This window comes from Mesorhizobium marinum (assembly GCF_040813675.1).
Classification (GTDB): domain Bacteria; phylum Pseudomonadota; class Alphaproteobacteria; order Rhizobiales; family Rhizobiaceae; genus Mesorhizobium_K; species Mesorhizobium_K marinum.
This window is the reverse complement of the sequence record NZ_JBFOCI010000009.1, coordinates 15,900-36,779: the sequence shown is the minus strand read 5'-3', so window position 1 is coordinate 36,779 and position 20,880 is coordinate 15,900. Positions and strand designations below refer to the sequence as shown.

The 20,880-nt window shown below is 63.8% G+C and carries 15 protein-coding genes and 1 tRNA gene; 8 read left to right on the top strand and 8 right to left on the bottom strand.

The features are described 5' to 3' along the window. Window positions 1-5: 5 nt before the first annotated feature. Entirely contained in the window at window positions 6-1,379 is a 1,374-nt protein-coding gene (denD, locus tag ABUE31_RS21265) for a D-erythronate dehydrogenase (RefSeq protein WP_437344172.1), read from the top strand. Window positions 1,380-1,670: 291 nt separating this feature from the next. Here denD and yidC read toward each other — a convergent pair whose 3' ends face one another. Genes yidC through rpmH form a run of 3 tightly spaced genes read right to left on the bottom strand, consistent with a single transcriptional unit; the run spans window position 1,671 to window position 4,009 of the window. Further along, window positions 1,671-3,494 carry a membrane protein insertase YidC gene (gene yidC / locus ABUE31_RS21260; protein ID WP_367725759.1) on the bottom strand — a complete coding sequence of 608 codons (1,824 nt, stop codon included), beginning with the start codon at window positions 3,492-3,494 and terminating at the stop codon, window positions 1,671-1,673. Window positions 3,495-3,506: 12 nt separating this feature from the next. Beyond that, on the bottom strand, window positions 3,507-3,860 hold the full coding sequence (gene rnpA, locus ABUE31_RS21255) for a ribonuclease P protein component (protein ID WP_367725758.1): 354 nt from the start codon (window positions 3,858-3,860) through the stop codon (window positions 3,507-3,509). 14 nt (window positions 3,861-3,874) lie between these two features. Continuing rightward, window positions 3,875-4,009, bottom strand: coding sequence for a 50S ribosomal protein L34 (rpmH, locus tag ABUE31_RS21250; RefSeq protein WP_011579721.1), 135 nt, complete (start codon window positions 4,007-4,009; stop codon window positions 3,875-3,877). 381 nt (window positions 4,010-4,390) lie between these two features. Here rpmH and ABUE31_RS21245 point away from each other — a divergent pair, with 381 nt between their 5' ends. The 3 genes from ABUE31_RS21245 (at window position 4,391) to ABUE31_RS21235 (ending at window position 7,619) form a co-directional block, all read left to right on the top strand. Then, window positions 4,391-5,806 carry a dihydrolipoyl dehydrogenase family protein gene (locus ABUE31_RS21245; protein ID WP_367725757.1) on the top strand — a complete coding sequence of 472 codons (1,416 nt, stop codon included), beginning with the start codon at window positions 4,391-4,393 and terminating at the stop codon, window positions 5,804-5,806. A 35-nt stretch (window positions 5,807-5,841) separates the two neighbouring features. Further along, window positions 5,842-7,332 carry an ATP-binding protein gene (locus ABUE31_RS21240; protein WP_367725756.1) on the top strand — a complete coding sequence of 497 codons (1,491 nt, stop codon included), beginning with the start codon at window positions 5,842-5,844 and terminating at the stop codon, window positions 7,330-7,332. Window positions 7,333-7,542: 210 nt separating this feature from the next. Further along, window positions 7,543-7,619: transfer RNA gene (locus ABUE31_RS21235), tRNA-Arg, on the top strand. Between the two features lie 114 nt (window positions 7,620-7,733). On the opposite strand, the gene ABUE31_RS21230 is transcribed toward ABUE31_RS21235, so the two are convergent. The 4 genes from ABUE31_RS21230 to ABUE31_RS21215 all read right to left on the bottom strand — a co-directional run bounded on the left by ABUE31_RS21230 (window position 7,734) and on the right by ABUE31_RS21215 (window position 13,618). Next, window positions 7,734-8,549, bottom strand: a complete 816-nt coding sequence (locus ABUE31_RS21230; protein WP_367725755.1) for a GGDEF domain-containing protein — start codon at window positions 8,547-8,549, stop codon at window positions 7,734-7,736. 254 nt (window positions 8,550-8,803) lie between these two features. Next, window positions 8,804-9,178, bottom strand: a complete 375-nt coding sequence (locus ABUE31_RS21225; RefSeq protein WP_367725754.1) for a hypothetical protein — start codon at window positions 9,176-9,178, stop codon at window positions 8,804-8,806. Window positions 9,179-9,260: 82 nt separating this feature from the next. Continuing rightward, window positions 9,261-9,614 (bottom strand): hypothetical protein, encoded by a 354-nt coding sequence (locus ABUE31_RS21220; protein WP_367725753.1) that lies wholly within the window; start codon window positions 9,612-9,614, stop codon window positions 9,261-9,263. A gap of 113 nt (window positions 9,615-9,727) precedes the next feature. Continuing rightward, window positions 9,728-13,618 carry a calcium-binding protein gene (locus ABUE31_RS21215; RefSeq protein ID WP_367725752.1) on the bottom strand — a complete coding sequence of 1,297 codons (3,891 nt, stop codon included), beginning with the start codon at window positions 13,616-13,618 and terminating at the stop codon, window positions 9,728-9,730. Window positions 13,619-14,078: 460 nt separating this feature from the next. Between ABUE31_RS21215 and ABUE31_RS21210 the strand changes: the two genes are divergently transcribed. The 4 genes from ABUE31_RS21210 to ABUE31_RS21195 are packed head-to-tail and all read left to right on the top strand — an operon-like array spanning window position 14,079 to window position 19,652. After that, entirely contained in the window at window positions 14,079-15,524 is a 1,446-nt protein-coding gene (locus tag ABUE31_RS21210; protein ID WP_437344169.1) for a TolC family outer membrane protein, read from the top strand. 36 nt (window positions 15,525-15,560) lie between these two features. Continuing rightward, complete coding sequence (locus ABUE31_RS21205; protein WP_367725751.1) at window positions 15,561-17,696, top strand: type I secretion system permease/ATPase; 2,136 nt, start codon at window positions 15,561-15,563, stop codon at window positions 17,694-17,696. A gap of 44 nt (window positions 17,697-17,740) precedes the next feature. Continuing rightward, window positions 17,741-19,030, top strand: coding sequence for an HlyD family type I secretion periplasmic adaptor subunit (locus ABUE31_RS21200; protein WP_367725750.1), 1,290 nt, complete (start codon window positions 17,741-17,743; stop codon window positions 19,028-19,030). 4 nt (window positions 19,031-19,034) lie between these two features. Continuing rightward, window positions 19,035-19,652 (top strand): ribbon-helix-helix domain-containing protein, encoded by a 618-nt coding sequence (locus ABUE31_RS21195; protein ID WP_367725749.1) that lies wholly within the window; start codon window positions 19,035-19,037, stop codon window positions 19,650-19,652. Between the two features lie 48 nt (window positions 19,653-19,700). Here the strand turns inward: ABUE31_RS21195 and ABUE31_RS21190 are convergent, their stop codons facing one another. After that, window positions 19,701-20,510 (bottom strand): transglutaminase-like cysteine peptidase, encoded by an 810-nt coding sequence (locus tag ABUE31_RS21190; RefSeq protein WP_367725748.1) that lies wholly within the window; start codon window positions 20,508-20,510, stop codon window positions 19,701-19,703. Window positions 20,511-20,880: the final 370 nt, after the last annotated feature.

Below are 20,880 nucleotides of genomic sequence, written 5' to 3'. Positions count from 1 at the left end.
CGAAAATGCACATACTTGTCATCGGCGCGGCCGGAATGGTCGGGCGCAAACTGGTCGAGGCGCTGGTCGCCAAGGGCGAAGTATCAGGCAAGCCGGTCGAAAGGCTGACGCTGGCCGACATCGTCGAGCCTGCCGCTCCGGCGGGCTTTGCCGGCAAGGTCAGCACGGTCGCGACCGACCTCTCGGACGATGGCGTCGCCGCCGGGCTTGTAGCCGGACGGCCCGACCTGATCTTCCATCTCGCAGCCATCGTCTCCGGAGAAGCCGAAGCCGATTTCGAGAAGGGCTACCGCATCAATCTCGACGGTACGCGCGAACTACTCGAGGCAATCAGGCTGGAAGGCAAGCGCGCGCCCTACAAGCCGAAGCTGGTCTTCACGTCTTCGATCGCCGTCTACGGCGAACCGCTGNCGGCCGGAATGGTCGGGCGCAAACTGGTCGAGGCGCTGGTCGCCAGGGGCGAAGTATCGGGCAAGCCGGTCGAAAGGCTGACGCTGGCCGACATCGTCGAGCCTGCCGCTCCGGCGGGCTTTGCCGGCAAGGTCAGCACGGTCGCAACCGACCTCTCGGACGATGGCGTCGCCGCCGGGCTTGTAGCCGAACGGCCCGACCTGATCTTCCATCTCGCAGCCATCGTCTCCGGAGAAGCCGAAGCCGATTTCGAGAAGGGCTACCGCATCAATCTCGACGGTACGCGCGAACTGCTCGAGGCGATCAGGCTGGAAGGCAAGCGCGCGCCCTACAAGCCGAAGCTGGTCTTCACGTCTTCGATCGCCGTCTACGGCGAACCGCTGCCGGCGATCATCGGCGATACCCATCACCACACGCCGCTCACCAGCTACGGCACGCAGAAGGCGATCGGGGAACTGCTGCTGGCCGACTATTCGCGGCGCGGCTTCCTCGACGGTATCGGCATCAGGCTGCCGACAATCGTGATCCGGCCGGGCAGGCCGAACAAGGCAGCTTCCGGCTTCTTCTCAAACATCCTGCGCGAGCCGCTGTCGGGGATCGAGGCGATCCTTCCGGTGGACGATAGCGTGCGTCACTGGTTCGCCAGCCCGCGGGCCGCGGTGGGCTTCCTCCTCCATGCCGCCGAACTCGACACCAGCGCGCTGGGCAGCAAGCGCTCGCTCACCATGCCGGGTCTGTCGGCAACCGTTGGGGAGGAGATCGAGGCGCTGCGCAGGTTCGCCGGCGAGAACGCAGTCAAGCTGATCCGCCGCCAGCCCGACGAAGCGATCATCAAGATGGTCGGCGGCTGGCCGCAGAACTTTGACGCAAGCCGGGCTATCTCGCTCGGCTTCAAGGCTGAGACGTCTTTCGACGAGATCGTCCGGGCGCATGTCGAGGACGAACTCGGCGGCGTCCTGCCCGCATAACGACTCGACCCGGCGAACATGCCGGGATCCCCGAGAAGGGACATCGCGGGGACCCCGGCCGCGCCGGTCGGCTTTCAAGGAAGTTGACGCATGCCTCTCGGTGAGGCTGGGGCGGTCTTGGCCCCCGGAAAGCCACTGGGTGGTCGGCCGTCCCTGCGCCGAAAGCCCTCGGCATCAAGGCCCTGGAGATCAGGGCCTCCGAAATCACGAACGACATGACAAAAAAGTTTCAGCGGCAGGCAAAGCCGGCCGCTGAAACTTTGGAACAGTGATGAGACGCAGCCGGAAGCGCTATTCGGCCGGCGTCGGCTTCTTCTTGAACAGCCCGATCAGATTGTCCCACAGTTCGATCTTGGCGCCCTGGCGCTTCATGATCACACCCTGCTGGACGATCGACAGGAAGTTGTTCCAGGCCCAGTAGATGACGAGGCCGGCCGGGAAGGACGCCAGCATGAAGGTGAAGATCACAGGCATCCAGTTGAAGATCATCGCCTGCGTCGGGTCGGGCGGCGTCGGGTTCATGCGCATCTGCAGGAACATCGTCACGCCCATGATGAGCGGCCAGACGCCGATCAGCAGGAAGGCAGGCACGGTGTAGGGGAGCAGCCCGAACAGGTTGAACACCGACGTCGGATCGGGCGCAGCGAGATCCTGAATCCAGCCGAAGAACGGCGCATGCCGCATCTCGATGGTGACATAGAGGACCTTGTAGAGCGCGAAGAAGACGGGGATCTGGATCAGCACCGGCCAGCAGCCGGCAAGCGGATTGATCTTCTCCGTCTTGTACAGCTCCATCATCGCCTGCTGCTGCTTCATCTTGTCGTCCGCGTATTTTTCGCGGATCTCGAGCATCTTGGGCTGAACCTTCTTCATGTTCGCCATCGACTTGTACGACTTGTTGGCAAGCGGGAAGAAGATCGCCTTGACGACGACGGTGGTGGCGAGGATGGCCAGGCCGAAGTTGCCAAGCGCCTTGTAGAGCCAGTCGATGAGGTAGAACATCGGCTTGGTGATGAAATAGAACCAGCCCCAGTCGATCAGCAGGTCGAACTGGCGGATCTTCTGGTCGTTCTCGTAGGCCTGGATCGTCCCGACTTCCTTGGCGCCGGCAAAGACGCGGGTCTCGACGGTGGCCGAGGCGCCCGGCGCGACATCGATCGCGTCGGTCACGAAATCGGCGCGGTAGCGTGGCCGCCCGTTGTCGTCGAAATAGGCGTAGCCCGGCTGGAACGCCTGCTGGCCGGACGGTACGAGCGCCACTGCCCAGTATTTGTCGGTGATGCCGAGCCAGCCATCGGTCGACTTGCCGGGCTTGATCTGCTTGGCCTCCTCGACGTCCGAATAGTCGATCTCCTGCAGCCCTTCCTCGCCGGTCACGCCGATCAGGCCTTCATGCAGCACGTAGATCGAGGCGGTGGTCGGCTTGTCGAAGCGCATGACACGCCCGTAATTGTGCAGGGCGGCGGACTTGTCGCCAGCGTTGGCGACCGTGTCCGAGATCGTGAACATGTAGCTCTGATCGACCGCGATGGTGCGCCGGAAGGCAAGGCCCTTGTCGTTGGTGAAAGTGAGCACGACAGGTGTCGTGGGGGTGAGCGTCTGGTTCCCCTCTGCCGTCCAGAGCGTATCCGCGCCTGGCAGCGCGCCGGCGTCCGGCTGGCCGATGAACCCGACCTCGGCAAAATAGCCGTGCGGCTTGTCTGGTGGGTTGAGCAACTGGATCTCAGGCGACCTGTCGTCGACCGTCTCGTGGTAGCGCTTCAGCCGGACGTCGTCGATGCGGCCGCCGACAAGGCTGATGGAGCCCGAAAGGCTCGGCGTGTCGATCGTCAGGCGCGGGCTCGCGGCTGCAGCGGCTGCGGCAGGGGCTTCGCCGGCCGGCGATGCCGCGGCCGGCAGACCAGGCGTCGCGCTTCCCGGAAGGCCCGGCGCTTCGCCGGCGGCGCCCGCATTGTTCGTCGCGGCCTGCCCCTGTTCGGCAGCCGTGCGTTCCTGCTCGATGCGAGCGGTTTCGCGCTGCGACTCGATCTTCGGATTCATGTAGAAGACCTGCCATACGGTCAGGATCAGCACAGAAAGCGCGATGGTGATGAAGAAGTTGCGGTTGTTTTCCATGCTTTTGGGATCCTAACGCGCCTTGCGCAGCCGCCGCGAAAGCTCCGCCCCGAGTTCCGCGAAGGGAGCGGCAAGCACATCCTCGCGCCCGACGATCACATAGTCGCTGCCGCGCCGCATGTCACCTGCGGCCTGAACGCGGACGGCTTCCTTGAGCCGCCGGCGGACGCGGTTGCGCACCACCGCGTTGCCGACTTTCTTTGTAACCGTGAAGCCGACGCGCGGCGGGGCGTCATCGCCGCGGTCCAGCACTTCAAGCAGAAAAAGCCGTCCGCGGCGCTTTTCGCCACGGCGGACGGCCAGAAACTCCGCCCGCTTGCGCAGTCGGGCGGGCGCGGGGTTCCGGAGCTTGCCGGGTACCGGCAACGGAACGCCTTCGGTCAGGCGGAGAGCCGCTTGCGGCCACGGTTGCGGCGAGCGGCGATCACGCCACGGCCTCCCTTGGTGGCCATGCGGGCACGGAATCCATGCCGACGCTTGCGGACGAGTTTTGACGGCTGATAGGTACGCTTCATTTGTTTTAATACCGCGGCGTGCGGCCCTTCTTAATTCTGTCACCAGTGCAACAGGAGCTTGGCCGGGTGGCCTTGGCGCAATAGAAATCGCGCCGGGCGGAGACCCGAGCGTGCGCGGGCTTATAAGAAGAAGGGGCGCGAGAGTCAATGTGACCCCGGCGACGGCAAACCCGGGCGCCAGGCCCAGGGTCCTTGGCGGGAAAACCGGATGCCGCGGCTCCTGCCGGGACCGGACGGAGGTCATTGGGCCGAGAATTGCCTGGCCTTGCCGGCTCCGGCGCTTGTCGCGGCACTCGCCACGATTGTAAGGAAGGTCCGGGGTCCACACACGCGACTCGGCCTTCGCCGCGCGAAGCGCCGGGCTTCGGATTGATCGGGTACATGGCGAAGGCACTCACACCAGACATCTGCGTTATCGGCGGCGGCACCGGCGGGCTGGCGGTCGCGATGGGCGCCGCAGCCTACGGCGTGGACGTGGTCCTGGTCGACCGGCCTGCCGCCGGTGGCCGCGCCTGCCTTGCCCACGCGGCGCTGAACGCAGCCGCGAGGCAGGCGCAGGCGATTCGAGACGCCGCGAGGTTCGGGCTCGCCGAATCCGATCCGGAGATCGACTTCAAGGCGGTGATGTCTGGGGTGCGCGACGTGGTCGCGGGCGCAACGCCGGCCTTCTCGACGGAAAGGCTGGCCACGCTCGGCGTCACCGTCATCCGCGAAGAGGCGCGCTTCACGGGACGGCGCAGGCTGCTTGCCGGCGACACCGAGATCCGCGCGCGCCGCTACGTGCTGGCGACCGGCTCCTCGGCTGTGGTGCCGGAGATCCCTGGGCTCGACGAGATTGGCGGCCTGAACGCCGACACCGTGCTCGACCTTGATCGCCGGCCGGCCCACCTGATCATCGTCGGCGGGGATGCGTCTGCCCTTGAACTGGCGCAGACGTTCCGCCGGCTCGGTTCGCAGGTTACTGTGCTCGCCGAGGGCTCCCTGGTTCCGCGGGAAGATCCCGAAATGGTGGCGGTCCTGACCCGCCGGCTGTCGGCCGAGGGCGTGACCATTCGCGAGGGCGTCAATGTGACGGCGGTCGAGCGCCGCGGCAAGACGAGCGTCAGGGTGCTCGTGGCGACCGGCGAAGGCGCCGAGCCTGACGAGATCGACGGAAGCCACCTGATGACTGCCGCCGGCCGCACGCCCGATGTCGCCGCGCTCGACCTGAAGAAGGCGCGCGTCGCCCTCAGGGACGGCGTGGTCGACGTCAGCGCCATGCTGCGCACGACAAACAGGCGCATCTATGCGATCGGCGGCGTGGCCGGGGCCGATACGGTCCAGGCCGCCAGGCATCAGGCCGGCCTCGTGCTGAAGGCGCTCCTGTTCCGGCTGCCGGCGAAGGACCGCGCCATCGTCCCGCGCCTCGTCGGCGCCGACCCCGAACTGGCCAGCGTGGGATTGACCGAGGCCGAGGCGGCCAGGCGCCATCGCCGCCTGACCATTTTGCGCTGGCCATATGCCGAGAACGACCGGGCGCGAGCCGAGCGAAAAACGGACGGGCATGTGAAGCTGGTTGTGGCGCGAGACGGCGAACTGCTCGGTGTCTCCATTGCCGGCGCCAACGCGTCCGAAATGATCGGGATTTGGGCGCTGGCCCTCGCCAAACGGCTTGGCCTCAACGAAATGGCGGCCTCCATTCCGCCCTACCCGACAACCGCCGAAATTGGCAAAGACGCCGCAATCGCCTATTTTGCGGGGAGAGCGCGGCGAGCGCCGGTGCGCAGCATGGTGCGCCTGCTGCGGATGTTCGGCTGAGGCGGCGCGCCGTTTCCAGGGCTGGGTAGTCTGGCATGAGCGACAGGGAGACGCAGGACGCGGTGGGGGATGCCGGACAGGCGCCGCCGCGGTCGGTGCCGCTTGCACGCGGCCTGTCGACCAAGCTTCTGATGCTCACCGTCCTTTTCGTCATGATGGCCGAGGTGCTGATCTTCCTCCCCTCCGTCGCCAACTTCAAGCTGCGATGGCTCGAGGAGCGGCTGGGCACGGCGGCGGCGGTGTCGGTCGTTCTGGTGCAGGACGATTCGGAGAGCCTGCCCCGCACGCTTCAGGACGACGTGCTGGCGGCGCTGGGCGCCAAGGCTGTCGCAGTGCGCAACGGCGGCGTGTCGCGGCTCCTGGTAATCGCCGAGATGCCGCCGCAGGTCGACGAGCATGTCGACCTCGCAGGCAGCGGCCCGATCGACGCGATGTCGGGCGCGCTTGACACGCTGTTCTTCGGCGGCGACCGGATCATCCGGGTTTTCGGCACTGTCGGCGAGAGCGACACCGAGTTCGAGCTGGTGATCCCCGACAAGCGGTTGCGCGCCGCGATGCTCGTCTATTCGCGCAACGTCGCGCTTTTGTCTCTCGTGATCTCGCTGTTCACGGCGACGCTCGTCTACGCCGCCATCGACCGCATCATGATCCGGCCGATCCGCGCCATGACCAGTTCCATGCTCGCCTTCGCGCGGTCGCCCGACGATCCCAGGCGCGTCATCGCGCCCGAGAACCGGGACGACGAGATCGGCGTCGCCGAGCGCGAACTGGCAGGCATGCAGGGACAGCTGCAAAGGACCCTCGCCGAGCAGAAGCACCTCGCCGACCTCGGCCTGGCCGTCTCCAAGATCAACCACGACATGCGCAACATCCTGGCCTCCGCGCAGCTGCTCAGCGACCGCCTGAGCGGCGTGCGCGACCCCTCCGTCCAGGCGGTAGCGCCCAAGCTGCTGCGCGCGCTCGACCGCGCGGTGTCCTATTCCGAGGGCGTCCTGGCCTACGGCCGAACGCAGGACCCGCCGCCCTCGCGCAGGCGGCTGCGGCTGCGGCAACTCGTCGACGAAGTGGGCGATCTGCTCGGCGTCGAAGCCGCAATCGGGATCGAGTTCGTCAACGCGGTCGAAGCCGACATGGAGGTCGATGCCGATTCCGACCAGCTGTTCCGCGTGCTGACCAACCTGGCGCGCAACGCGATCGAGGCGATGGCCGGCGACGAGGACGCCGCCGTCGTGCGGCGGCTGACCATCTCGGCCGAGCGGACCGGAAGCGTCAGCCGCATCCAGGTGACCGACACCGGCCCCGGCCTGCCGCAGAAGGCGCGCGAGAACCTGTTTGCCGCTTTCCGCGGCTCGGCCCGCAGCGGCGGCACCGGGCTCGGGCTGGCGATCGCCCACGAACTGGTGCGCGCCCATGGCGGCACGCTCGAACTGGTCGAGAGCATCGGCGGGCGGACCGTGTTCGCGGTGACGATCCCGGACCAGCCCGTGCGCCTCGACGAGGCGCGGGGCCTGCGACGGCCGGCCTGAGCGGCCGCGCAGCGCAGCGGAATGGCACCAGGGCGGCATCAGGCTGTCCAAAGGCCCCAACCGCCACCGTTCCGACCTACGCGCTGACGCCTGCGACATCCGGGAACGAAAGTTTTCCAGCAAGCCGCTTGCTTTTCGTCCGTGTCATCGCTAGGTAGCACCACACGTCGCGGCCGGACATCCACTGGCCCTTGGCCTTTGGCCTGATGCGCGCCCGTAGCTCAGCTGGATAGAGCACCAGACTACGAATCTGGGGGTCAGAGGTTCGAATCCTTTCGGGCGCGCCATTGTTGAACGACTTTAAACGCTGACGTTAGATAGAAGCCGAGAGGCCGCGGACGCAAGACCAGCGCGCTTCCTGAGCAACACACAGGCCGCGTCTCTTCCGAACAAATCCCTGGCTAGTGCCTTGCTCCGCCAGGCTCGTGGACAGCCATTTCAGGATGCGCGGTTTCAGGATCGGGAAGCAGCATGCCGATCGAGGTTCGGTTGCGTCCCTGTTTTCTCGCAGCGTGAAGCTGCACTTCCGCAGCCTCGATCAACTCATCGAAGATCAGTTGATCCTCGAACACGGCGCCGCCGACGCTCACGGTCAGCAAACAGCGCTTTCCGCCCGGTTCGAACAAGGTATCCGCCACCACCTGGCGGACCCGTTCCGCGATGTCTTCGGCATTCTCGCGCCCCGCGCCAGGCAGAAAGACGCCGAACTCCTCCCCGCCAAGGCGGCCGACGAGATCTCCGCTGCGAACCGACGCCCGTATGCCGTTCGAGACCACGCGCAGCGCCTCGTCGCCCCAGGACCGGCCGAAACGCGCCTTCACCTGCTTGAAGTGATCGACATCAATGACCAGAAGCGCACCGCGACGCCCGGCAGACCGCCCCATCCCGCCCCGGAACGCATCGGTCAGCGCGGTGAATGCCGCGCTGTCGAGACAGTCGGTCAGGTGGTCCGCGGACGACGCCCGGTTGAGCTTTTGGCGAAGACCGGACAGCACACGTTCGCGACGCGCTGCGACGATCAGAAGCGGCGCGGCGATCGACAAGGAGATCACGGCGGCGCTGACCACACCGGTCCAGAGGAACGGCAGGCCTGACGCGCGAAACAGCACATAGTTGAAGATCAGCGCGCCGCCGGAGCAGCCTATTAGCGCCAGACCCGCATTCGCGGCTGTTCGCTGCCACTCTTGCACAGTGGGATTGCCCGCGTTGCCCGACACGCGTCTTCTCCGGTCGTTGAGCCCCGCAACCCACTATCGCCGCAACATGAACCGAACCTTGATTCGATTCCAGGCATTTGATCTATTGGCCGTTCCCGTCCCCAATGTCGGCTCTTATGGTTACCGGACTTTGGAATCTGGGAAACGATTTCTCGACCAGCTTGGGATCGCAATCGGTCGTTTCGCCGCGGGCGACGGCGATCACTTCCTCGCAGAAGGCACGACAGTGGACGGGCGGGAACGCAACCGGCCGATCAGTTCATGTATTCGATCATGCGGCTGTGAAAGCACTCGCATTTGTTGATGGTATCCTCGTCCTTGTAGTTCGTGCGCAGGTAGCCGTAGGCCATGCCGCAATAGGCCTTGGCTTCCGACGCCCAGACGAACACAGGCCGGGACGAATTGATCCATTCGCTCGACCTGGCGACCGCCACCGACTCGTCCATCAACCGGACGACCTCGCCCCTGAGTTCGGCCAGATCGTCGATGAGTACAAGGTTCGAAGTGCCGGCCACCGCGCAATAGTCGGCGTCAGGCACCGTGGACAGGTCCGCGGCGACAACCTGCCCGACGAGACAGGCCGCGAAAATGCCGGCCAGCGCTGGCCGCTCGATCCAACCCCACCCCATCTTTTCCCCCTTTGTTGACCGGCCAACCGGACGCTTCCGGATGTCCCACCCAAGCCCGCCTCGACTGCTGCCGAGGCACAAACTACCGGATCGCGGTATCCGAAGCCAGCATGTCGTCGTCGTAGAGAATGTTCAGCGCCGGCGCCCCGCCGGACGCGACGGCGAAGTCGGAGGCATCAAGCGCGCCGGGCCCAGCCACGACCGGTTCCACACTGGGGAAATAATGCGTTGACTGTGAAGGCGAAAAGACGCGCGGAATGAGGTCGGATATGTCGATCACCTCGCCCAGAAGCGCGTCGGACAGGAGATCGCCAAGCCCATGTTCCTCCCCCTGGCCGATCGGCAGGGGAAGCGGTCCCTGGGCCCCCGGTTCTACAACAGGCACCAGTTCCGGCCTCGGATCGCCGGTGATTTCATCATCGCCCGGAAACATCATCGGAGCGCCCTCAGGTCGTTACATTCACTTCAGGCGTGGCTTGCGTCCGGGCGCCGGGTTCTTCGCTTCCCACAGCCGCAGGATCCTTTGGAACCATTCTTGCGTCCTCCCGGCTATACGGTGCCTGATGTGTCATCCGTGCCGTCATCGTTGTAAAGGATCGCAACGGCGCCGACCGGAGCGGACTGGAACGTGGCGATTGTGTTCCAGCCGCCGGCCCCGCCGGATCCGGTCACGTCGATGCGCAGTTCCGAACCGTCGATCTCGGCATAATCCGCAATCGTCTTGCCTGCGGCTACCTCGAAAAGTTCGGAAAGGTCGATCACGTCGTCAGCGGTACTGAACCCGACTATGAGGTCGTCAGCGTCAAGTTCATCAAGCGCCTCCCCTGTGAACTGAATGATATCTCTCGACTGGACCAACTCCGACACGTCGAGTCGATTGGCTCCTCCGCCCCCTGACAAGAAATCCGCCCCCTCGCCGCCAATGAGATTGTCATCACCCAGACCACCGATGAGGATGTCATTGCCTGCACCACCGTCAAGAACATCCTCGAAACCGGTAGCCGCAATTCCGTCGAGAACCAGAGCAGTCTGGTTTGCCGCGACATCCCATCCCGGGAGCGTCTTGGTGTCGACGAAGCCTCCGTCGCCCCAGAGTTTCAGTTCCGAGCCCGAAATCAGGATATCGTCGCCGCTACCGCCCAGAAGGGTATCCTGGCCGATGACGTCCACCAGAAGGTCGGCGCCCGTCTCGCCGCGAAGCGTATCGTTGCCGGAATTGCCGAAAAGCAGATCGTTGTTGGTCCCTCCGAACATGCTGTCGTTGCCGGTGGTGCCGTAGAGATAGTCCTGGCCATCGCCGCCGCGGAACTGCCCGGGATATGCCGTATCGTTTCCGCCGGCCGCCAAGATAGTCTGGCCGCCAAACTGCGCATCGACATTGGAATTGTCGAGGTTTCCATTTTTGAAGGCCTGATCCGGATCAGTCTCGTCGGCCGAGTCTTGCGCGTTCGGGGAGTCAATGCCGCCGTCGTTGACGCCTGCTCCGACCTGGTTGGTCTTGCCCTGCGTAGTGCCGTAGGTGACCGTCCAGTCCGATTCCTTGTTGGTGTCCGACGGAATCGGTTGATCGGCGCGGTTGTCATCTCCCGGCTGAGCGCCCGTTCCGCCGAATCCAGTGGGATTGAACTCACGAGCATAGATCAGCGATGTCGTGTCGGCATTTTGTATGCCCGCCGCTACGCTGTCGTCTACGAACTGTATCGGCAGCAGTGGAACCAATCCAAGGGTCGCCGCTACCTGATATTGGTCGCCCAGCGTTCCGTTATATTGGCTGTTCTGTGTGAGCGCGGAGCCCAGCAATGTGACGGCACCTGCCGGCGCGAGGCTGCCGCTGGTACCATTCCAGATGACGTTACCAAGGGTAAGATTGTTGTTCGGATCTCCCAACACGTCGTTGTTGGTTCCGACATCGACCCCATTGGCGAGGAAGCCGTCAACTGTAAATGTGCCTTGGGCGGTCTTTTGATAGAGGCTGACGCCGAGCGGATCGGAAGTCGTGGTCCCAGCGGGTATCACCAAGTCCCAGTCGCCGCCGAGGGCGGAAGATTCGATCTGCGTCAGCGGATCGAAATACGTGTAGGTGCCTGCCTGCTTGGGATCTCCGTCCGGCTCGTATTCCACCCACACTCCGTTCTCGTAGATGACCAGATAGTTCTTCGCATCGATGGCGCCCAGCGTGCTCAGGCTGATGTAGAGGGTGCTCTCACCGTCGGTGATCTCGAGCCTCAGCGTCGGAACCTTGCTTCCGCTGGTGTCGGACGCGTTCGTCGACAGGTTCTTTATCTCGATGTAGCTCAACCCGGCCAGGATCGTGTGGCTTTTGCCGCCGACGCTGAAAGTCTTACCCTGGGACGTGTTCAGTCCGATCTCGTTGATGACCAGCACTCCCAGCAGGCTGACGTCCGGGGGAGCGTCGGTGTTGACGATGTTTGTCGTAACCTCGTCCGCCGCCGCATTGATCGTCGAGTTGGCCGACGGAGAGGATATGACGACGCCAAAATCCTCGGTATTTTCAAAGATCGTGTCGTCCAGTGTCGGTAGGTTGAACGTCACGCTCGTAGCCGCTGGATCCAGGGCACTAACGGTCACATAGCTGTCGCCTGGCGTGAAGGAGGCCGTTACGCCTGAAATACCTGCTGTGTTTATCGAAGCCGCGAGCGCCTGAAGAACTGAGTCTTGCGTGCCCGCTAATGTGATGTCTGCGGCGCTCGCGTTTGTCTTGTCGCCAGCCGGATCTATCCAAGTGAAATTTACCGATAGTTGGACAGTGTAGGTGACGCCGGGCAGTGGCGTCGCACTTGTCAGTTCGAGCATATAGGATGCCAGCGCTCCTTCCAGAACTGTGTTGCGGGTAGGATCTCCGGAACCGGCAGCTGTGAGTTCCCAGATCGGGGCATCCGCGATGGTGACGGTGAAGCTGTCCTCGACGAAGTCGCCTTCCGAATCGGTCACCTTGAGGGTGAAGCTGAAGTCGGTGTCGAGGTCCTGGTCGATGTCGGCGGCCGACACGAAATGCCATGTGCCGTCATTGTCGATGGTCAGCGTGCCGAGCGTCTCGCCGCCTTCGCCGACAACCGTCTGGCCGACGCCGTAGGTGACCGTCGCATAGGCGCCGGCGTCGATCTTGATCTCCAGCGTCGCCGGATCGTCGGCGCCGGACTGGTGGCTCCAGGTGCCGTCGACCGTGCCGGCAACGCCGCCGCCCTCCGACACCGTCGTCTGATCGTCGGGGGTTCCGACGTCGGGATCGTTGATCACCAGCGTCGGGATGTCGTCGACGACGGTGACATCGACGCTGGCGGTCAGCGCCGCGCTGTCGGCGTCGACCGCCTCGACGTCGACGCCGCTGATGGTGAAGCTGTTCTTCGCCGTGGTGCCGGTGAAGTCGTGCGGCGTCTCGTCGAGCAGCGTCGCCGTCACCGTCACGTTGCCGGTCGCCCCGGCCGCGATCGTCAGGTCGCCGCCGAGCGTCAGCTGGATCTTCTGCACGCCATCCAGCGAGCCGATCAGCACCGTCTTGTCGGCGCCGCCCGAGCCATAGGCCCAGGTCAGCTGGGTACCGGGCGGCAGGCCGAACTCGGTCGGGTCGAAGCCCGCCCCGGGCTGCGGCTGCCCGGCAATCGCCGCGAACTGCACCGTCAGCGCGTCGGACCCCGCCTTGAACGACAGCGTGCCCGTCGCATCGGTCTCGTCCGCGCTGTCGGGATCGTCGCTGCCGTCGTCGTTCAGGCCTTCTTCGGCAACCGAAAGCGACGCCGTGCCGTCGAGAACCTCGCCGGGGATGTCGATCTCCTCTCGGAGGCTCGGATAGAGTTCCTCGCCTTGGTATTGGGGGAACGTCAGCGCGGTTGGCGGAAGAAGCGCCGACAGGTCAAAGCCGTTGCCGATACCGCCGGGAGGCTGCTCGAAGTTGCCGCCCGAACTGCTGGGCTGCGCGGCGCTTTGTCCGGCGCTGATCGAACCGTCGGCGCCGAAGGCGACGTCGACGCCGCTCGCTTCGAGCGCGGCCAGCAACGCGATGCGGGGAACCTCTACATCGCCGATCATGAAGGTCGGTACGTTGGCAGCCGCATTCTTGATGACGACCAGAACGCCGTCGGCTTGCTCGAGTACGAGATCCGCACCCTCGACACGGATGTTGTCGACGGCGATTCCGACCGGAAGCCGGACGACGTTGCCGGCGTCGGGAGTAAATTCGAGCGAGGCGCCGACATGGGCAGGAACTGCAGCGGTGCCTTCCGCAGGCGCGCCGCTGCCGACATCGAGCGGGACCGGTTCTTCCGAAACTCCCGGTTGAGCCGAAATCTCGACAGGTTGTTGCTGCGGCTCCGCCGCAACCGCCTCGGCGACTACGAAGTTCGATCGGGTTTCAGAGTTGTCATCGACCGAACCATGAGCATCCTGATCCCAGGACGTCGAAACGCCTTCCAACTCGACCATATTCGCGCCCCCAAGCCCAAGACTGGTCTATTTGGACCTACCAACCGCCTTCAACCGGGAAAATCAATATCTCCTAAAGGCAGAATGCATAAACATGTATGCTCCGCACTGATAAAAGGTCGCGGTGGTTAATCTTGATGGTAGCGTTGCTACCCGTTTCACGGATTTGCACGCTTGGCACCATCAGGCAGGCCTTGAGATACTTCGTCGGCAAAACCGGCGATTGTCGCAGCCAGCCATCGTGAGATTTCTTAAAATTCGGTTAATCTGCAGATTTGAGACCGATTTCGTGTCATTTTGGATACATCCTGAAGGTATTCGAGCCAATTTTCTCATTCTCCACGCAGATTCGGAGGGAGGAAGGCAAGAGGAGGGGTAGCGAATGGTCGGGGCAAGATGCTATTCAAGTAACAGGGCATTGCGCGCGGTGGTTGCGTGCAAACGGGCTTGGGTGGTTGACATGTACAGTCTGCGACTGTGGGTGGGCAGGTCACTATACCTGTCAATGACTGCGATGATGCTGTCCTGCGGTAGCGCCTACGCGCTGACGCTCAAGGAAGCGATCGCAGTCGCGGTGGAATCCAATCCGGAAATCGGACAGGCTATCCAGAACCGCGAAGCGATCGAATTCGAGCTGCGCCAGGCCAAGGGCCTCTACCTTCCCAGCATCGATGTCGAAGCGTCGACCGGCGTGCGCCGGCTGGACAACACGTCCAGAAGGGCGCTCGACATCGAAGACGACGCGCTTTACCCCAACGAAGCCGGCGTCGTCATCACACAGAAGCTCTATGATCACGGCGCACGTCGCGCCGAGAAAGACCGCCAGGCATCCCGCGTCGACGGCGCTTCCTTCCGCGTGCTGGAACGCTCCGAATTCATCGGGCTGGCGGTCGTTCAGGACTACCTCGAGTATCTCCTGCAGGCTTCCATCGTCGGGGAAGCCAAGAAGAACCTCGGCGTCCACCAGTCCATCCTGTCCGACATTCGCGAGGGCGTGGATGGCGGCGCCCTCACGGACGCCGATCGCCAGCAGGCCGAAGAGCGCCTCTATTCTGCACAGTCGCGCATGATTGAGGCCACCGAGGAACTCGAGGCCGCCAAGATCCGCTTCTTCAAGACGGTCGGAAAGCCTCTGACCCACCCGAAGCAGCCATCGTCTGTCGCCAGGGCGTTGCCGCGCTCGCTCGACGAAGCGATCGGCCTCGCCCGCACCAACAACCCCAGGGTTCACATGGCGTCGGCCGACGTCGATGCGGCGGCGGCCGAGGTCGATGCCGCGCGCTCGAAGTTCGGGCCCGAGATCGTAGCCGAAGGCCGGGCGCGCATCGGCGACGATATCGATGGCGATGACGGCGAGACCAATGACCTGCAGGCGCGTCTTGTTTTGCGCTGGAACCTGTATCGCGGCGGCATCGACAAGGCGAACGAGCAGGAACAGATCCGCAGGGCCAGCGAGCAGCGCCTGGTCCTGCATCAGGTCTATCGCGAGATCGAGGAAGCCGTTCGCATTTCCTGGGAACGGCGCTTCCGCCAGGCGGAACTGGCCGCGTCCCTGGCCAAGCAGGCAAGGGCGAGTTCGCAGATCGTGACCTCCTACCGCGAGCAGTTCAAGGTCGGCCAGCGCTCGCTGCTCGACGTGCTCGACGCCCAGAACACGCGCTTCAACACAGCGACCCTGTCGGATACCGCGCAATTTGCGTCGCTGTTCGCCGAATACCGTCTGCTGGCGGCAACGGGACAGTTGCTGTCGACCATGGGCGTTCCGCCGGCAAAGCAGTCGGACGCATACGCGCGCAGCGAATTCAACGTACCTCCGACGGCCGATACCGAGACCTATCCGCGCACACCGTCGCGTCAGGTGAACGATCTGCCTTTCGACATTCTAGCACCGGTCAGGAATCCGTAGGCGGGCCCCGATCCGCCCAGCGAAAGCGGTCGCCCCGTGAACCAGCACCAGAACATCCGGCCGGCCGGCAACGACTTCAAGTCATGCTTCGCGGCGGTCGCGGCCTATCTCGGACGACCGAGCGCCGAGACGGTTCTGTTTGCCGGCGTCCCGCTCTCCGGCGACCGCATTGAAATCGACGAGATCCGAAACATCGCCGAGAGGATCGGCCTGGACGTCACCGAATTTGACGGCCGAGGCTTCCGGAACGGCCGCTTCGACCTGCCGGCAATCGTCTTTCGCAACAACCGGGCGCCCGTCGCGCTCCTGGCGGAAAGTCCCGACCGCAACGGCTATTCGACCGCGCCGCAGGAGGATGGCCGCACCTCCATAAGCAAGGCAGACCTGCTGGTCGGCCAAATCGTGGCCGGCGTCTCCTTCTCCATTTCCTACCTCAATTCCGCCGAGGACATGACTGTCGGACTGGCGCAGACGATCGAGCGCCGCCACTGGCTGTTCGGCACGCTCGGCGACTTCTGGCGTTCCTACTATCGCGTTGCCTTGGCCGCGACCTTCATCAATCTGATCGCGATCGCCGTGCCGATCTTCACGATGAACGTGTACGACCGTATCCTTCCCAACAAGGCGACCTCGACCCTCTGGGTGCTGGCGATCGGCGTCAGCGTGGCGATCCTATTCGACCTGCTGCTGAAAACGGCGCGCGCCGCACTGATCGACCATGCCGGCCGCAAGGCGGATCTCAGGATCTCCTACCTGCTTTTCGAAAAGGTCCTGAACACGTCTCTTGCCGCTCGTCCCGCCTCGACCGGCGAATATGCAAGCCGTGTCACCCAGTATGAGTTCGTGAGGGAATTCTTCACGTCAAACACGATCAGCACCTTCATCGACACCGCATTCGTGCTGGTCTTCCTGCTGGTCATATATGCAGTAGCCGGATGGCTGGTGATCGTCCCGGCGCTGGCCTTCGTCATCTCCATCATTGTTGGCCTCGAGGCACAGCGGCGCATCGGCAAATGTGTTGCGGCGGCGATGAACGAAGCTGCGCAACGGCAGGCGCTGCTTGTCGAGTCGATGTCCACCGTCGAGACGATCAAGTCGCTTCGCGCCGAGTCCTACCTGCTCCGGAAGTGGCGCGAGCATTCCAAGAACGCCGCCAACACGTCCGAGCGGATCAAAGGCCTGTCGGCCGCGACCGCCAACATCATGCAGTTCGTCCAACAGATGGTGACGGTCGGAATTGTCGTCTGCGGCGCCTACGCCTTCGCCAAGGGCGAGGTATCGACCGGCGCGATCATCGCCAGCGTGATGCTGGCGGGGCGCGCGGTCGCGCCGCTCGGCCAGATTGCGATCACCTTGTCGCGCTTGCGCCAGGCGATGCTGTCGTTGCGCGTGCTGAACTCGATCATGAGCCAGCCAGAAGACCGGCCGGATACGGTCGGGTTCGTCAACCGGCCGATCCGTTCCGGCGCGCTGACGTTCAAGAATGTCGGGTTCGCCTATCCCGGCACCGACGCCGAAGTCCTGTCGGGACTGAACCTCTCCATCAGGCCTGGCGAACGTATCGGCATCATCGGGCGCATCGGTTCGGGCAAGACGACGCTTGGTCGACTGATCGGCAGGCTCTTCCTGCCCACTTCGGGAGACTTGCTCATCGACGGCATCGATGTCAGGCAATACCACCCTTCGGAGGTGCGCGCCGCGGTCGGCGTCGTCGCACAGGCGGGCGATCTCTTCTCGGGCACCGTGAAGGACAACCTCCTGATGGCGAGGCCGGACGCCACCGACGAGGAGATCATAGAAGCGGCAAGGGCTGCGGGCGTGGACGAGTTCGTCTCGCGCCATCCCCGCGGCTACGACATGAATGTCGGCGAGCGCGGCACCAATCTTTCCGGCGGCCAGCGACAGGCCGTCGCGATCGCGCGCCTCTTGCTCACCCGGCCGAAGATCGTCTTCATGGACGAGCCTTCCGGATCGATGGACCTTGCGTCGGAGCGCCAACTGATCAAGCAGCTCAAGCAGGCCTTCGACGACGATACGACGCTCATCATATCGACGCACCGCTACAGCATGCTGGAAATCGTCGATCGGCTCGTCGTCGTCGACCAGGGCAGGATCGTCGCAGACGGTAAGAAGGAAGAGGTCATCAGGGCCCTGCAGAAGGCCAATGGCTGAGACAGGGGACTATTGATTTCAGTCGGCATGTGACAGGCTTGGGAATGTTCTCCAGGGAAGACCGCCCGCCGTTCTTCGCGTCGGCGACCATCTTTATCATCGCGGCCTTGTTCGTCGCCTTTTTCGTCTGGTCCTCCTATGCGGAGGTCGACGAGATCGCGCGCGGCGACGGCAAAGTCATTCCGGCCTCCAAGACGCAGATCATCCAGGCCAGCGAACCCGGCGTGGTCCAGGAAATCGCCGTCAAGATCGGCCAGGTCGTCAAGCAGAACGACCTGCTGATCCGCCTTGACGACACAATGACCGTGTCGAGCCTGGGTGAACAGCAGGCGAAGGCGCGCACGCTCCGGACACGGATTGCGAGACTGAAGCATGAGCAGGCCGGAAACATCGGCCAGCCGTTCACCTGCCCCGAAGAGATCGAGAAGGCATCGCCTGATGTCTGCGACAATGAACAGAAGCTGCTTGTGGCCCGCGCCGAGAACTCCGCCAACAAGCTCTCGGTGCTGAAGGCGCGGCTCGAGCAGCGGCAGACCGAACTCGACGAGGCGCTCGCCAACCAGAAGCGCCTGACCGAGAACGTTGCCGTCAGCGACAAGGAGGCGGAGCTTGTCCGGTCAATGGTCAAGCGCGGCCTGATGGCGCAGACCGAGCAGTTGCGCGTCGATCGCGAGCAAACGGAATTGAAGGGCCAGGTTGCGCTTGCGGCGGAAACCATCAAGCGCACCGAGGCCGCGATCGAGGAAGCGAAGCTGCAGGTCGAAGAACTCGGACTTCAACTGCAGCAGGAAGCGCTCGACGAACTCACCCAGGCGCTTGCCGAGCTGTCGGTCGTCGACGAAACGATCCGCGGCGCCAGCGATCGCGTCGCGCGAACCGATATCCGCTCGCCTGTCGACGGCATCGTCAACACGCTTGAACTCAATACGCTGGGGGCCTTCGTGCAGCCCGGGGCGGTCGTGGCTGGCATCGTGCCGACTTCGGAGACGCTGCTGGTGGAAGCACGCGTTTCACCGCGAGACGTCGCCTTCATCCGTCCGGGGCAGAAGGCGCTGATCAAGATCACGGCCTATGACTTTTCGATTTTCGGCGGTTTGGAAGGCGAAGTCGCCAACATCACCGCCGACAGCCTCGTCGACCAGAACTCAGGCGAGCCGTACTATCAAGTGCGCGTGTCCACCGACAATTCGGCCCTCGTCAAGGACGGCAAGTCCTATGCGATCATCCCGGGAATGATCTGCACCGTCGAAATCATGACGGGTCGAAAAACCATCCTGAGCTACCTTCTGAAGCCGATCAACAAGGCTCGCGACGAAGCGATGCGCGAGAGATGACCGGATGACATCCGGCCCCGCGGGAGATCCGCCCCCGCTCACGCCTGACGACGTGGAAGCAGAGTTCCGCGTCGTGGTGCGCGATGGCAATCGTCGCGGGGTCCGCATGGAGCGGTTCTTCTGGTCGTTGCTGAAGCGGCTTGCGGAGAGCCGCAGGACGACCGTCGGTCAACTCGTCGAGGACATTTCGAACGCCGTGCCCGACGCGGGAAATCTGACCTCGGCGATAAGGGTTGCCTGCTCGCGCGCCCTGGCTGACGAGAACGCGAAATACACGGAGGTCGCCTCCCTCAAGACCGTCAGTACGCTGCTGACGGCTTGTCCATCGCCTGCCTTCGCGCTTTCCTCGTCGAAGAAAATCCTGGCATTCAATCCGTCGTTCCAGTCTCTCGTGAGGCGGCAACTGCCGATGGCGCAGGCGGAGGACGACCGCCAGGGGTTGAGGCTCGCTCTCGACCTGAACGTCTCGGAGATCTTCGCCAGGCTGGAGTCCGACCGCGAGCGCCCAGTGGTGACCGGTTTCGTGATCGGAATGGCCGACCGGCGCTATCGCGCGCAACTCAGCATCGTCCGCGCGCCGCTCGTCGATTCCGACGTGCTGCTGGCCTTTGTGTTTGGCTAAGTCGCGCCCTCGCCCCGCAGGCTCATTGCTGCGCGGAACTCGCCGGGTTCAGGGGGAGGTAAGTCCTGCGGCCGGCCCCTCACCGGGCACGACGGCGGAATAGCCCGCGTTGGACCCGGCAACCCGCGTTCCGCCGCCTTTCGCACCGTGGATCCAGGCACGATCTGTGCTGAAGGAATAGAGAGGCAGGTAGCTGGGCAGATCGACGTCCTTCACCACGCGATCACGCACATTGTCCAGGACGAAGGTGCCGCTGCCGGTCGCTACCGTCAGAACAGCATGGAACACCCGCTTCTCGGTGTCGTGAAGAACCACCAGCGACATGCTGCGCGCAGGCACCCCGGCATCGAGGAGCGCGGCCATTTTCAAGATTGCGAAATCCTCGCAATCGCCCGCCCCGCGCTTCAGAATCTGCTCCGGCTTCGCCCAGTGATCCAGGCTGCCGTAGTTGGCGACGTCGCGCTTGTAGGCGATCAGCCGGTTGACGCCGCGGTTGACGCGGTCGAGCTTGGCAAGGAATGCGTCGTGCCGCGCGAGATCGACCAGTTCTGCAAAACCCGGGCTCTTGCGGTCGCAGGCGTTGCCGGCACATCCGCTGATGGCGCGGTAGATCGGCGCCCAGCGTTTCGAAACCGGGAAGTTTTTCATCGGAATGGCCATGGACCGGAACGCGCCCGGGACAATGGCCGCCGTCTGAATCGGATCGACGCCCGGGTGTTCTGGCGGTCGCAGATATCTGCCGATCGCCTCCTTGTCATAAGCCGCATAGACCCGCGTGACGCCAGCGGGCTCGGCGCCCCCGCTTGCGGCAAGTCGAATGCCATCAAGGAACGTGGGCGCCTCCGGAACCTCCGACATCGCAGCTTCACCGGCGCCAACAACAAGGAAGCAGCTTGCGGCGACAAGCCTTGTCCGCCGGACGATGCAAGATATGATGCCTTGTCTATTCTTCATGAGACCCGCCCTTTCCGAGCGGACACTAGGTCTCTTTCGTCAAATTACTGCAAAATATACTGGATAATATTTCAAAAATTTGCAGAATAGCCTTTGAATAAAACTTTATTCAAGACAGGGTGCCCGGCCGGGGCCGTCCGCACTCGTATTGAGGTGGTAACCTTGCCCATGGCATGCTTTGCTGTGCAACCTGCGTCATAGCGGACTTGCCGGGCGCAAAAGCGCCGCAGACGCGGCAATAGTCGAGGTGGGGTCGGTTGAACGGACCGGCAGT